Source organism: Corallococcus sp. CA041A (assembly GCF_003612075.1).
GTDB classification, from domain to species: Bacteria; Myxococcota; Myxococcia; order Myxococcales; family Myxococcaceae; genus Corallococcus; species Corallococcus exiguus.
Window position 1 is genome coordinate 1 of sequence record NZ_RAWF01000248.1, and the last position, 14,952, is coordinate 14,952.

At 64.8% G+C, this 14,952-nt stretch carries 8 protein-coding genes; 7 read left to right on the forward strand and 1 reads right to left on the reverse strand.

Features of this window, described 5'->3' with window-relative positions; genetic code table 11:
- The first annotated feature begins 54 nt into the window (after nucleotides 1–54).
- The 7 genes from D7V77_RS32890 to D7V77_RS32915 all read left to right on the forward strand — a co-directional run bounded on the left by D7V77_RS32890 (nucleotide 55) and on the right by D7V77_RS32915 (nucleotide 11,451).
- Nucleotides 55–6,222 carry a choice-of-anchor D domain-containing protein gene (locus D7V77_RS32890; RefSeq protein WP_120580232.1) on the forward strand — a complete coding sequence of 2,056 codons (6,168 nt, stop codon included), beginning with the start codon at nucleotides 55–57 and terminating at the stop codon, nucleotides 6,220–6,222.
- Nucleotides 6,219–7,964: an alpha/beta fold hydrolase gene (locus D7V77_RS32895; protein WP_158624540.1), complete on the forward strand. Its 1,746-nt coding sequence runs from the start codon at nucleotides 6,219–6,221 to the stop codon at nucleotides 7,962–7,964. The genes D7V77_RS32890 and D7V77_RS32895 overlap by 4 nt, the downstream gene beginning before the upstream one ends.
- 37 nt (nucleotides 7,965–8,001) lie before the next feature.
- Nucleotides 8,002–8,985, forward strand: a complete 984-nt coding sequence (locus D7V77_RS32900) for a hypothetical protein (protein WP_120580234.1) — start codon at nucleotides 8,002–8,004, stop codon at nucleotides 8,983–8,985.
- 80 nt (nucleotides 8,986–9,065) lie between these two features.
- Nucleotides 9,066–9,515 (forward strand): hypothetical protein, encoded by a 450-nt coding sequence (locus D7V77_RS32905; protein WP_147452235.1) that lies wholly within the window; start codon nucleotides 9,066–9,068, stop codon nucleotides 9,513–9,515.
- Between the two features lie 22 nt (nucleotides 9,516–9,537).
- Complete coding sequence (locus D7V77_RS32910) at nucleotides 9,538–10,560, forward strand: hypothetical protein (protein WP_120580236.1); 1,023 nt, start codon at nucleotides 9,538–9,540, stop codon at nucleotides 10,558–10,560.
- Between the two features lie 48 nt (nucleotides 10,561–10,608).
- Nucleotides 10,609–10,740 carry a hypothetical protein gene (locus D7V77_RS45605; protein ID WP_255424683.1) on the forward strand — a complete coding sequence of 44 codons (132 nt, stop codon included), beginning with the start codon at nucleotides 10,609–10,611 and terminating at the stop codon, nucleotides 10,738–10,740.
- Between the two features lie 12 nt (nucleotides 10,741–10,752).
- Nucleotides 10,753–11,451 carry a hypothetical protein gene (locus D7V77_RS32915; RefSeq protein ID WP_120580237.1) on the forward strand — a complete coding sequence of 233 codons (699 nt, stop codon included), beginning with the start codon at nucleotides 10,753–10,755 and terminating at the stop codon, nucleotides 11,449–11,451.
- Between the two features lie 42 nt (nucleotides 11,452–11,493).
- Here D7V77_RS32915 and carB read toward each other — a convergent pair whose 3' ends face one another.
- Complete coding sequence (gene carB, locus D7V77_RS32920) at nucleotides 11,494–14,745, reverse strand: carbamoyl-phosphate synthase large subunit (RefSeq protein WP_120580238.1); 3,252 nt, start codon at nucleotides 14,743–14,745, stop codon at nucleotides 11,494–11,496.
- Between the last annotated feature and the right edge of the window lie 207 nt (nucleotides 14,746–14,952).

Sequence of the window (14,952 nt, forward strand, 5' to 3'; positions counted from 1 at the left end):
CCCTCCTCCACCGCCAAGGCCCCGGCCCTCCACGCCGAGAACTGAGGTCGCCTCATGCAACGCATCCTGCTCATCCTGACGGCTGCACTGTGCGTCCTCACTGCCTGCGGTCCTGAATCGGAGAAACCGCCGGAGCTCGGCACCACCCAGGCCCCCATCGAGGCGTTGCTACCCGCGACTGGCACGCCTGGGCTCAGCGTGTCGGACACCTCCATCGACTTCGGCGAACAGCCTTCCTGTTCGCCTCAGCAGGACTCCATCAAGCTGTTCAACACCGGCAGCACGGCGCTCACGATCTACCGGGTGAGCGTCACCGGGGCCTTCACCTTCAACGGCCTGTACGACACGGCGGCCAACCGCTGTGAAACCAACTGCTCCGTCCCGATCACGCCCGTGAGCAGCACGGAAGCCATGACCGTGCGGTTCGGATTCTCGCCGCTCCAGCCCGGTACCTTCCACGGCACGCTGACGCTTCACACGGATGATCCAGCCGCCCCGACGATTGTCGTGGAGCTTGAAGGAAAGGCCTCGGGCCCACTGATCGTCCTCGGACAAACGTCCGTGGCGTTCGGAGCCCATGAATTGGGGTCTTCGACATCGAGAAGCGTCACGGTGATGAACCTGGGCACTGCGAACTTCACGATGGAGCCTTCCGCCACCGCTCCCTTCAGTGTGTCCAACACCTCGGTGACCATCCCGCCCGCGAGCTCGAGGACGCTCGAGGTGAGCTTCAACCCCCTGACCGTTGACCACCTGGGCCCCCGCTCGAGCGCGCTCTTCCTGACGACCGCGTCCGCCGTGTGCCCCACTCCGCCATACGCCTTGCTCACGGGTGAGGGGCTGTCCCCCCCGAAGCTCGGCTTGAGCCGCACCGCGGTGGCCTTCGCGCAGACGCCGGTGAACACCGCCAGTGACATCCAGGAGGTCCTCGTTCGGAACGACGGCGACGGCCTGCTCACGGTGAGCCAGTTGAAGCTGCCCGCCAACTCACCGTTCAGCGTCGACACCGTGGGTCCCTTCAGTCTCGCGAAGGGAGATACCCAACGTCTGAAGTTGACGTTCCGTCCCACGGTGGCGGGAACCTGGAACCACACCCTCAACTTCACCATCAACGGCACCGACGTGCCCGCCCTCACGCTGGCTGGCGCCACCCCGACGGCCATTCCCCCGAAGCTCGGCTTGAGCCGCACGTCGCTGACCTTCGAGCAGACGCCGGTGAACACCGACAGCGCCATCCAGGAGGTCACGGTCCGGAACGACGGCGGGGGTCTGCTCACCGTGACCCAGTTGAAGCTGCCCGCCAACTCACCGTTCCGCGTCGACACCTCCGGGGCCTTCAGCCTCGCGCCCGGGGATACCCAGCGTCTGAAATTGACGTTCCGCCCAACAGTGACGGGCAGTTGGAACGAGACCCTCGCCTTCACCATCGACGGCACTGACGTGCCAGGCGTCTCCCTGTCTGGCGCCACGCCCGCGGTCATCCCGCCCAAGCTCGTGCTGAGCCTCACCGCGTTGGTCTTCCCGCAGACGCCCCTGGACACCGACAGTGCCTCCCAGGAGGTCACGGTCCGGAACGAAGGCGGCAGTGTGCTCACCGTGACCCAACTGGCGTTGGCCCAGAACTCCTTCTTCCGGGTCGATACCGCGGCCCCCTTCAGCATCGCCCCCGGAGGAACCCAACGCCTGAAGGTGACGTTCCGACCGCGTCCGACCGGGACTCCCTCCGACACCCTGGTCTTCAAGAGCAATGTCGCGGATCAATCCGTAACGCTCTCAGGCACGACTCCGTCCAGCCCGAAGCTCGTCTTGAGCCGCACCACGCTGGCCTTCGAGCAGACGCCTTTCGACACCGACAGCGCGCCCCAGGAGGTCACGGTCAAGAACGGCGGAGACAGCCTGCTCACGGTGACCGCACTGACGCTGCCACAGGACTCCCCCTTCCGGGTGAATCCCTCGGGCCCCTTCAACCTCGCGCCCGGAGACACCCAGCGCCTCCAGCTGACGTTCCGCCCGACGCAGACGAGCGCCACGACCGGCAAGCTCACGTTCACCAGCAACGACCCCGCCGCCCCCGAACTCTCTCTGTCCGGAACCAAGACGCCGGGCAATGTCTGCCTGGGCATCGTCCCCCTTTCGTTCGAGTTCGCCGAACAGGAGGCAGGAGACGTGGGGAGTGAGCAGAAGAAGGTGACGGTGACCAACACGGGGACGGTCGCGCTGACGGTGACGCCTTCGGTAACGATGGGCAGCAGCGCCTATTCCGTGAGCCCCACCGCGCCGTTCACCCTGGCACCGGGCTCCGCGGGACGTGAACTCTTCGTCACCTTCAACCCCGGCGCCAATGAGAGCGGCGCCGTGGATGGCGTGCTCACGTTCGGCACGTCGCCCACCACGACCTGCGTGTCCAACGTGCCCCTCCATGGCACCGCGCGCAAGACGTCGCTGGGAGTCAGCACGAGCACACTGACCTTCCCTGCTTACACCGTCGGCGAGCAGCCCGAGCCCCAGCAGGTCATCCTCTCGAACAACACCAACTGGCCCATCAAGGTGTTCCCCGTGTCAGCTGGGCTCCTGGCCCCCTTCACGATCTCCGGCATTCCGGCGGAAGGCCTGACCGTCGCGAGGAACGGCGGGACCGCCCCGGTGACGGTGACCTTCGCCGCGACCACTTCGGGCGCCTATTCCAAGACGCTCCAACTTCAATCAGACGCCTCGCAGCCCGTGCCCCCCGTGGCTCTCACCGGCCAGGCGTTCGCTGCGGAGCTGACCCTGGTCACCAATCCGCTGGTGATGCCCAACGTGGCCCCCGGAGGCGAGTCCACGAAGGAAGCGACCGTGCGCAACAGCGGCAACCAGGCGCTGTTCCTGTCGAAGGTCACCACGGAGAACAACAACACCTTGTTCCAGGTCGTCGACTTCCCGGCCCAGACCCTGCAACCGGGCGGGGAAACCAAGGTGAAGGTGCTCTTCCGTCCCATGACCAGCACGGGCGACCTGGAGGCGCGGCTGCTTTTCTTCACCACGAACAACCAGCAACTGCCACCCGTGCTCGTTGTAAAGGGCAACTCCAATGGCCCCAACGCCATCTTCACCGTGCCCGACATCAACTTCGGTCACAAGCAGGACCGGAGCACCCACGTCAACCTCAGCCTCAACGTGAGCAACAGCAGCAGCGCGTCCGAGCCGCTGAAGGTCACCGATGTCCACATCGAGCCGTCCGGCACGGCGTTCTCGGTGGATAACGTCACCAGCTCCGAGCCCGTGCTCGAGAAGGGTGCGAAACGGCCCCAGCCCTTCCGGGTGACGTTCACTCCCAACATCGAGGACCAGGAGTACGAAGCCAGCCTGGAGATCACCTACCGGGGGACTCTCAGCAATATCGAGACGAAGCGCAGCTTCAAGCTGAAGGGGATTGGCGCGGAGGCCAAATTCTCCACGTCGTTGGCCACCGTGGATTTCCCCGCCACGCAGCCAGGAGGCTCGCTCATGCTGCCCGTGGACATCATCAACACGGGAGAGGTGGAGGTGGACCTGGAGGAGGTGGCCACCAGCGTTGGAACCTTCAACATCGACCTGATTGGCGGGTCCAACTCCGCCATCCCGGTGGGTGGCAGGCGCAAGATCGAAATCACGTTCGTTCCCCAGCGCCCGGGCAACTACTTTGGCGACCTCGAACTCGCTACGAAGACGCCGGCCACGGCCAAGCTGAAAGTCAAGCTGTCCGGCGTCGCCGCGGTCGCGCAGCTGCAGATGAACAAGAATCAACTTGTCTTCAATGACATCCCCCGGCTGAACTCCAGCACCCAGACCGTCACCTTGTCGAACATCGGCTCCGCCCCCCTCACCATCACCAATGCGACGGGAAGCGGTCCCTTCACAGCCAGACTGCAGAACAACCAGCAGTTCCCCGTGACCGTTGAGCGAAATTTTCCCGTTCAGCTCGATGTCACATTCCGTCCCGAGTCCGCGCAGGACGTGACGGGCACCGTGCACGTGCTGAGCAATTCGAACGAAAGCACGGACCAGATCATCACGGTCTCTGGCCGGGGCACCATCCCCGTGTTGGCCCTGCCCGCTGGCGCACCCGAATTCGCGCCTCAAGCCATCACGGTCGAAGGGGATCCCCAGCCGGTGGTGGTGAAGAACGAAGGCAAGGCCCCGCTGGTGATCTACTCCGTGTCCGTTCCGGATCAATTCTGCCTGCGCGTGGACACGCAGAAGACCGCGGTTTGCCCCTCCACCCTGAGTCCCGTCGTGCCCGCCTTCACGGTGGAGCCCGGCGCCGCGCATGCCTTCTACGTCACCGCGAAGCCCACCCAGCTCCTCAAGATCGAGCGCAACCTGGTCATCTCCAGCAACGCGGATCCGTCGTCCACCGTCGTGAAGCTGATCGTGGATGGAGTGGGTGGCGTGAGTCTGTCGCCCTCTACCCTCGACTTCGGGCGCGTGAACTTCGGCTCGTCCCTGGAAAAGACGGTGACGGTGAACAACACCGGTATCACCGACGCGAACATTTCCGTGACGATCCCAGCGGGGAACTCGGAGTTCTCCGTGCAGGAGACCCTGCCCAAGGTGCCCGCGAATGGCAGTGCCACGGTGAAACTCCGTTTCACTCCGCAGGGGTCGACGGGCGGACTCCGGACGGCCAAGGCCACGGTGCGGGTGGAGGCGTCCTCCCAGCTTCCGCTGGAGCTCACCCTTCAGGGAACGGCCACGCTGGCAAGGCTCGCGGTGGCGCGCCGTGACGGCCAGGCCTTCGACGGTTCTCTGGACTTTGGAGGAACCCGGGTGAACGCGACCTCGGAAGGCATTGGACTGAGGCTGACGCATGTTGCGCCAGCTGGGTCCCCGGACGCCGGGAGCGGCTCGGAAGCCAACACGCTCACCGTGAAGGAGATCTCGCTGGAGGCGGAGGATGCGAGAGTGTTCATCCTGCAGAAGCCAACGCTGCCCCTGGCGCTGACCCCGGGAGGAAGCCTGGATGTGTCGATCCAGTTCCGTCCTGACGCCCAGCGGCGCTTCAACGCGGACCTGCGCATCACCTCCGAAGACAGCCAGGCGAGCACCATGCTCGTGAAGCTGGGGGGCCAGGGCCGGACGAGCCAGCTCAGCCTGTCCACTCCCACGCTCGAGTTTGGCGCCCGGGTGGCCGAGTCTTCCGCCTCGGCGATCCGCTTCGTGAAGCTCACCAACGAGTCCCTCCAGCCGCTGGTGGTGCGTGGGCTGGAGATCATCGCCGCTTCGGAGAACTCCGAGCCCTCGCACTTCAGCCTGGATTCGGCGCCCACGCTCCCCTTCACGCTGGCAGCCCAGGAATCGAAGGACGTCTTCGTCAAGTACGTCCCCCGTCCGGACGTCACGTCCAAGGCCAACCTCCTGGTGGTGACGAACGACCTGGAGTCGCCGGAGGCGCAGGTGTCGCTGTCGGGCCGGGGGCTCTCCACGGTGTTCCGGGCGCTCAATCGCACGGTGGACTTCGGCACCGTGCGTCAGTCGGAGCCGGCGACGACCAAGGTGGTGCTCACCAACGACACCACCCAGGAGTTGGTGGTGATGCCTCCCAAGGTGGAGGGACCCCAGGCCACGAACTTCGTGGTGGTGTCTCCCGTCCTGGGCGCGGAGGGCCGCGCGCTACCGCAGGGTGACTCGCTGACGCTGGATCTGAAGTACGACACGTCAGTGATTGGCGCGTCGAAGGCGACGCTGGTGCTGGGCACGAAGGACCAGGAGCGCGCGGCGCTGGTGGCCCTGTCGGGCATCTCGGTGGCCAGCTTCCTGACCATCGAGCCCATGGAGCTGGACCTGGGCTGGGTGGACATTGGCGCAACCAGCACGCCGCGCACGGTGACGCTCACCAACCAGTCCGCGTCGCCGGCGAGGTTGAGCGTGGTGTCGAACAGCAATCCGGCGTTCGAGATCGACGCGAGCGCCCTGGACGCGGAGCTGGCGCCGGGAGCGCAGACGACGGTGGGCGTCACCTTCCGCGGCGAGGTGGGAGGCCCCGCGGAGGGAACGCTGAAGCTGCGCCTGCGAGGAGAGACGACGACGGAGGCCTCGCTCACGCTGAAGGCACAGGCCAGGACACTGGGAGGCACGGGCGGTGGATGCGCCTGTGGAACCAGCGGAGATGGGGGCGCGGCGCTGGCCCTGTTGCTCCTGCTGGGCCTGGGGCTGGCGCGCCAGGGACGGCGGGCTCAGTCCCAGAAGGAGCGGGTGTCATGACTCAGCATGTCGTCAAGGCCGGAGAGTCGCTGTACAGCATCGCCGCGTCCTACCGGATCGCGGACTGGCGCGTCGTCTACAAAGACCCACGAAACGCCGCGCTCCGGAAGACACGGCCCGATCCTGACCACATCAAACCGGGTGACAAGGTCTACATCCCAGAGTCCAACGTGTTGGCGGTGGCGTCCGGCTCGGGAGCGGCAAAGACACACGCGTCGCCCTCCAATGCGCTTCGCATTGATCTGAACGCGCTGCGTCTCCAGACCCAGCACATCCGCCAGGACAACACCCGGGTTGCTACACGGCCCATCGTCATGCCCAAGGCTCCACCCGAGCCATGGGCCGAGGACTTCACACCCGACCACGAGTTCTACGAGTACCTGGCCCATGATTTCGCCTATTTGAACAATCAGGGCGGTGGCACACAGGTTGGCGACAGGTTCCTGTATCGCGCTGAAACGCCGGAGCTCTGGGCAATGCCAGAGCTGAAGTTCCCGGCGACCTATGCCGTCTCAACCAAACGCCCCTACTCCAAGAAGCCGGGCACACAGCCCCTGTACTACACCATCGTCCAGATGGAGGGCAGCGACCCCCATAACAAGACCCATGGCGTGTTCGCCTACTGGCTGCAGCCATCCCGTGGAAACCATCCCATCATCGCGGTCCGCGGCACCGAGTTCGAGAAGGCACCTGATGCCGTCGCGGACATGGACCCCGCGGGGGTTGGCGCCACGGCCTTCAAGCAGACCCGCTCGCTCTTCCAGACACTGCTGACGCGCATTGGCAGGAAGGACGTCGTTGTCGTCGGACACAGCCTGGGCGGCGCCATGGCGCAGCGGGTGGCGGTCGACTTCGGGGACTCGGTTCTCCAGGTGGTGACCTTCAACTCACCCGGCGTCGACAGGAAAACGGCGAATCGCCTCAAGGCGCCCAAGGGTCCGCTGGCGACTCACTATCTCACCCAGGGAGATGTCGTCTCACTCGCGGGCGAGACGTTGCTTGCAGGCAACGCCACCATCCTGGAGGGGGCCGCCACGGCGGAGCTGCGGAGGCTCCTCAAGAATGGCTCTCTGCGCAAGGTGGATGATCTCCTCACCGACGTGCTGACCCTCGTCTTCAGGATCGCCGTCAAGAGGGACCTGTTCCCAACGGTGCTCAAGACCTCCAACATCCTGGAGCTGTTCGCCGCAGCGACAATCGCCTGGGCCGGAGGGGACGCCAAGGCCGCCCAAAGCGTGGGAGGGGCGCTTGGGGCGCTCCACAGCCAGCGCTTGCTGGGCCCCAATGGGACCACCAAACGCACCCGGCTCACGGTGGGCCCCCAGACCAACGACAACATCCAAAGCCCCATCGTGGAGGAGATGCGGAAGAAGCGGCTGGGGGTGCTCAACATCCCGGGCCTCTACCAGTCGGTGATGAAGCAGATCGGCGCGCTCATGAAGACACCGGCCACGTCTCTCATGAAGGAGCTTCTGTCTTACGACTCTCCCCTGCCCAAACTCGCTCGCACGCTCCTTCCTCCGCTTGTGACGCTGAAGGTCGCACTCGATGAAGTGGGGGGAATGCAAGGCCTTGCCATCAAGTCGCTGCATCTTCCTCCTCCGAAATTCGACGCGAAGATGCTTCAACCGGACCGGCTGACCATGGACCGTGACAACACCTACGTGGCGACGAGGCTCCCCCTCATCAACCAGGGGAGTCTGGGAAGAAGCTCGGCACAGCGCTCTTCTGGCCCTCGGTAAACCCGCCGCTGATCACGGACACGTCACCAGGAGGTGGATGATGGACTTCACGGAGCTCAAGATCGCCAGGGGCAGTGGCAAATTCCATGTGAATCAATTCCGGATCCACTTCAGCGTCCCCGGGCTCCAGGGAGATCCGCAGAAGCAGCTTCCGGTGCTCGTGTCAGAGTTCACCAAGGACTTTCCCAAGTTCTTCAATGGGCTCGGCAAGAACATGCAGGAGAACCAGGCGAGCGTGGCCTGGTCGACCCGCCAGTTCGAGCGCACCCGGACGCTTCGCTTCCTGCTCGACGTCAAGCTCGCGGCGCTGGGCATCAACCTGCCTGACTTCCACAGCGATTGGGTCCACGTCCTCTGGCAGGATCCCAACAAGGGGTTCGCCGCGCAGACGCTCAAGCGCAACTTCTCGGAGGGCCTGGAGAAGCCCCTGTCGATCCTGCCGCTTTCGGCGCTCTCCGTCTTGATTCAATACAATGCGTACCACTTCCTCGCGGGCCGCCGGTCCTGGGTCTTCGGCCTCTTGCAGCCGGGGATGCCTGGATGGAACGCAGGAAGTCTCCAGGTCGGCAAGGTCGAGAGCGGCAAGTTCACGCCATACAGCGGCGGCCCTACCCCCGTCTTCTACCTGGAGTCCTCGGCGGTCGAACGCTCCTCGCTGCTCCTGTTCAAGCTCATGGAGGTGGATCCCGGGATCTTCGTCGACATCCGAGAGACCATCATCTCCCTCTGGAGCAACCTGCTCGCGAACTACGTCCACTCCAAGGGCTTCCGTCTGAACGTAGGCCACCCCAAGACCTATGGCGCGGACGACGGTGCTGCCCTTTGGGCAACCCAACCTGAATGGCGGGGCGTCTATCGCCGGAAGGCGGAATTCGGAACGCCGCGGGAGCTCAACGCGAAGAAGTGGGTCCAGTACCTGCTCGACCTCCATCCCGCGTTGAAGAGCCAGCCGCTGACGGAAACCGCGTTCAAGGGAATGGGCGGCCGTTCCGGCGGGGGTGGCGCCAGCGGGGGATGGTGAACCATTCGGGCTTCAAGATGCTCCTCTGCCTGTAATTCCAAGGGCGCATGCTAGGCTCCCAGGGGAAAGGAGCAACCCACTTGAAACTTCTATCCGCATTCTCTCTTCGCGGAGAGATGACTGCTCCCGAAAGAGCCAGAGCAGTCCTGCTTCACGACGGACGTGAGACAGGCCTGGCCTTCCAGGCCGTGCAACTCGAAGCCCAATTTGGAGTTCCGCCGGATCTCTCCCTGCTCTTCCTCACCGACAATTCGCCCTACGAAGAACAGCTTCAAATCGTATTGCTGGATTCGCGTTTTCAAATCCTGGATGGGCTCACGCTCGGCCAGGACTATACGCCGGGGGTCCTGACCCATCTGGAGCCCCAGTCAGACATGCAACTCCGTTTTGAGTTTTTCGGGAACACCCAACTGCTCTTGAGCATCCACCCCGCCGGGGCGTTCCTCCCCGTCAGGACCTTGCCGTCTTTTGCAAAACCGCTCAAGGGACGATTTTTCTCCCGGCAATACATGAGCCTACAAAAAGCCTGATTTTAGAAAAAGAAGCGCGACCATGCCCAACAAGAATTCACTCGTCGAGGATGGCATCCAACAGCTTGAAGTCCAAGCGCTCAACTTCGGATACAGATTCATCCTCGATAGCAAGGTAAGGGCATGGTACATGCAAACCACGCAGGAGTATGCCCAACAACTGCGTCAGGCCCACGCAAACGGTTCGATGACAGCCAGGGCGGCTGCCGAAGCCGCCCATCAGATGCGCAATGAGATCATGGAAATGGCTCGAGCGCGCTCTTCGGATCTGGGCCGCGCGAAAGCACAGGCGCTCAAGGGCAAGGGAATTGCCTTCGAGAAACTCCTGGAGAAATATTCTCAACAAAGATTCAAACAAGGCTTCAGCAAACTGGGCAAGACCCAGCAAAATACCGTTCTTCTAGAGATTGTGGAGAGCGCCGGGCGGGCCAACCCCAAAGTCAGCGCCGGCGTGCGTCGTCTGGGAGCGGCGGGCCGGGCGTTGTGGGTGCTATCCATCGGAGTCGCCGTCTACAACATCGCAACAGCACAGAACAAAGTTGATGCGGCTGGCCGTGAAGCAGCGATCCTCGGAGGAGGCTTCGCTGGTGGAGCCGCATCGGGCGCGTTAGCAGGAATCTGGTTTGGGCCCATCGGGGTGGCCGTTGGCATCGCGATTGGTGGCACTGTGGGCGCACTGGTCGCGGACGAACTGTACGTTGAGTTGGTTCCCACTGGCGGCGATCGAGTGGCGCCAATGATCGATCAGTATACGCGACCGTTCTATACCGACGAAGAAGGGCTCGCCAAGGCACTCTATGAACGCGGCGGCATTGATACAAATTTCGTGAAATCAGTCTTCTCGGTGCTCGCCGACCGCTACTCAAGCGATTCTGACGATGTCGCCTATGAGTATGTACGGATTGTCAGAGCCCGTGGGGGCTCCCAGCTCGTAGCACTGAGACTGGACAAGGACCTGCGCGAGATGCTCATCCAACTCATGGATGAAGGCTGGACCAGCGAAAATGAAACCACTGCCATCCGATATCTGCGCTCCTTGAACTGACAGTGCCCCCGCAGTGGAGAGAACGGGGTAGCCGAGTAGATCCGAACGATGGCGACTGTGTCCAAACGTTCCTCGGGAATGGTCTACACGGGCGGTGACGACAAGCTCGAGTACGCCAACAACAGCAAGCCGTCACCTCGGGGCATCGAGAGCGCGTTCCAAGAGTCCACGCTGGGGTAGCGTGGTAGGCGGATGAGGCCATTCGGATATCTGGCAGCCCTGGCACTGGTCGGCTTCGGGCTGGCGGGCTTCTATTTCCTTACTCCGCCTGCCCCCGCAAGTGCGCCAGAGGTCCTTCCCGAGTACTTCGCGGAGCGGACCTCGGACTGCGACGTGGACCTTTTGAATCTTTCAAAGTCTGACGCAGGCCCTGTCAAGCGGGTCCTGCCGGTGGGGGCGAACCAGCCTGACGAGCGGCTGCGCCGCAATGTCTGGGAACAGGGCCGGTACCTGGTCCGCGGACGCTTTACAGGCAAGGTCCGTGAGTTTCAGGAGTGCGCCAGCTTCCCTGAGTTCGAGGTGCTCGACTTCAAGCCCTGGGGCCCCGTGCAACGGTGCGCATCCCCCGGCGCCCTCGATGCGGATTTGCTGACGTACACCGGCGACCTTCCCGAGGACCGCTACGCCCCCGAGGACTTCCTGGACGGACCCTGGCCTCCGTTGATTGACGATGGGTCTTGCAGACCCGCTGCCGCTTGCGCGTTGGACAAGCGCCGCGCCGACTCCCAGGGGTCTATCGAAAACGTCATTGACGGGGAGGAGCTTCCCTCGCTGGACGGCAGATTGTGCCATCCCGTGACCTGCGAGCCAGGCGAGAAGCAGGTCAATGGCTGCTCAGGTGTCATCTGGTGCTGCCGACTCCAGCCCCCGGATGAGCCACCCCATCCATGACCGCGGCCCCCGGACGCCCAGGGGCCGCGAGTCCTCACGGGACTACCGGCGCGCCGGGGGCACGCCGTTCTCGCCGTACAGGTAGCTCTGCAGCGGCTTCACCGCGAGGTCCGAGCGCTTCAGCGACTCCAGCGCTCCCACCGCCATGCGCGCCGCCTGCACCGTCGTGTAGTACGGCACCGAGTGCATCAGCGCCTCACGCCGGATGGAGAAGCTGTCGGAGATCTCCTGCTTGCCGAAGGTGGTGTTGATGACCAGGACGATCTCCCCGTCGACGATCTTGTCGACGATGTTCGGCCGGCCCTCCTTCACCTTCTGCACCCGCTGCGACTCGATGCCCTTCGTCAGCAGGTAGTCGTGCGTGCCCGCCGTCGCCGTCAGGGTGAAGCCCATCGACCGCAGGCGCCGCGCCAGGTCCACCACCGCCGGCTTGTCCTCGTCCTTCACGGAGATGAACACGCGGCCGCTCTTGGGCAGCTTCACGCCCGCCGCCAGCTGGCTCTTCGCGAACGCGGACGCGTAGTCCTCCGCCAGGCCCATGACCTCGCCCGTGGACTTCATCTCCGGGCCCAGGATCACGTCCACCCCGGCGAAGCGCGCGAACGGGAAGACGCTCTCCTTCACCGCCACGTGCCGGAACTCCGGCTCCTCCGTGCGGTCCAGCTCCTTCAGCGTCTTGCCCACCATGCAGAGCGCCGCGATCTTCGCCATCGGGACGCCCGTCGCCTTGGAGATGAACGGCACCGTGCGGCTCGCGCGCGGGTTCACTTCCAGGATGTAGATGTTCTTCCCCTGGATGGCGAACTGCACGTTCATCAGGCCCACCACGCCCAGCTCGCGCGCCATGGAGATGGCCTGGTCCTTCATCCGCTCCACCAGGTCCGGCGACAGCGAGTGCGGAGGCAGCGTCGCCGCCGCGTCACCCGAGTGCACGCCCGCCTCCTGGATGTGCTCCAGCACGCCGCCAATCAGCACCTGCCCCGTGCGGTCCGCCACCAGGTCCAGGTCCACTTCGATGGCGTCCTTCAGGAAGCGATCAATCAGCACCGGGTGCTCCGGCGACGCGCTCACCGCCTCGCGCATGTAGCGCTCCAGGCTGGACGCGTCGTAGACCGTCTCCATCGCCCGGCCGCCCAGCACGTACGACGGGCGCACCATCACCGGGTAGCCAATCCGCTCGGCCACCTTGAAGGCCTCCGCGTGGCTGCGCGCGACGCCGTTCTCCGGCTGCTTCAGGCCCAGCTTCTCAATCAGCTTGGAGAACTTCTCGCGGTCCTCCGCCCGGTCGATGGCGTCCGGCGACGTGCCCAGAATCGGCAGCCCCGCCTGCTCCAGCGGCACGCTCAGGCGCAGCGGCGTCTGCCCGCCGAACTGCACGATGGCGCCCACCGGCTTCTCGCGCTGGGACACCTCCAGCACGTCCTCAATCGTCAGCGGCTCGAAGTAGAGGCGGTCGGACGTGTCGTAGTCCGTGGACACCGTCTCCGGGTTGCAGTTGACCATCACCGTCTCGTACCCGGCCTCGCGCAGCGCGAAGGCCGCGTGCACGCACGCGTAGTCGAACTCGATGCCCTGGCCGATGCGGATGGGGCCGCTGCCCAGGATGAGGACCTTCTGCCGGTCCGTGGGGGGCGCCTCGTCCTCCTCCTCGTAGGTGGAGTAGAGGTACGGCGTGTACGCCTCGAACTCCGCGGCGCAGGTGTCCACCCGCTTGAACACCGGACGGATGCCGCGCGAGTGCCGGTGCGCACGCACCTCCGCCTCCGGGTAGCCCATCAGGTTGCCCAGGTACTTGTCGGAGAAGCCGTGCGCCTTCGCCTGACGCAAGACGTCGTCCGCCAGGTGATCCAGGCGACCGATGTCCGCCAGCGACTGCGCCTCGTGCACCAGCGCCTCGATGTGCCGCAGGAACCACGGGTCGATAGCGGAGAGCTGGTGCACCTGCTCCACCGTCATGCCCTCGCGGAAGGCCTGCGCCACGAACCACGGGCGCTCCGGACGGGGCACGCGCAGGCCCTCGTGCAGCACCTTCTCCCGCTCTTCCTTCTCCGTGGGCAGCTCCGGCGACTCCAGGCCCACGCGCCCCAGCTCCATGGAGCGCAGCGCCTTCATGTACGCCTCGGGGAAGGTGCGGCCAATGGCCATCACCTCGCCCACCGAGCGCATGCTCGTGGTCAGCGTGCGGTCCGCCTTGGGGAACTTCTCGAAGTTGAAGCGCGGCACCTTCACCACCACGTAGTCCAGCGTCGGCTCGAAGGAGGCCGGCGTGTCGCGGGTGATGTCGTTGCGCAGCTCGTCCAGCGTGTAGCCCAGCGCCAGCTTCGCGGCGATCTTCGCGATGGGGTAGCCCGTCGCCTTGGACGCCAGCGCGCTGGAGCGCGACACGCGCGGGTTCATTTCAATGACGACCATGCGGCCGTCGCGCGGGTGGATGCCGAACTGGATGTTGGAGCCACCCGTGTCGACGCCAATCTCGCGGATGATGGCCAGCGACGCCTGCCGCATGCGCTGGTACTCGCGGTCCGTCAGCGTCTGCGCCGGCGCCACGGTGATGGAGTCACCGGTGTGCACGCCCATCGGATCCAGGTTCTCGATGGAGCAGATGATGATGACGTTGTCCGCGGAGTCGCGGACCACCTCCAGCTCGTACTCCTTCCAGCCGAGCACGCTCTCCTCCACGAGGATGGTGGAGTTGGGGCTCGCCTTGAGGCCCGAGCGGCAGATGGCCTCGAACTCCTCGCGGTTGTACGCGATGCCGCCGCCCGTGCCGCCCAGCGTGAAGGACGGACGGATGATGGCCGGGAAGCCAATCTCCTCCACCAGCGCCATGGCGTCCGTGAGCGTCGTCGCGTAGCCGCTCTTGGGCAGCGCCACGCCAATCTTCTGCATGGCCGCCTTGAAGAGCTGGCGGTCCTCGGCCTTGTTGATGGCCTCCAGGGACGCGCCAATGAGCCGCACCCCGTACTTCTCCAGGATGCCCTTCTCCGCGAGCGCCTTGGCCAGGTTCAGCGCCGTCTGCCCGCCCATGGTGGGCAGCAGCGAGTCCGGGCGCTCGGCGGCGAGGATCTTCTCCGCCGCCTCCACGGTGATGGGTTCAATGTAGGTGCGGTGCGCGAACTCTGGGTCCGTCATCACCGTGGCGGGGTTGCTGTTGAGCAGCACCACCTCCACGCCCTCGTCCCGAAGCGCCTTGATCGCCTGGGTGCCTGAGTAGTCGAACTCGACGGCCTGCCCGATGACAATCGGGCCCGAGCCAATCACGAGAACCTTCCGGATATCGGTACGCTTGGGCATCGGGCGCCCCCCATACCAACGTCCGCGGCCACATGCACGCGGTGCGTTGTGGCATGCGAAGAGACCGTCCGATGCCTGCTTGCTCGGGAGACCCCGGCCCGACGTCCTCTGCTACGCTGCCGCGCTTCCCTCCGGAGGTTTCATGCGTCGCTGGCCCCTGGCCCTGCTCGTCCTTCTCTCCGCGCCCGCCCTCGCCCAGGACACCGC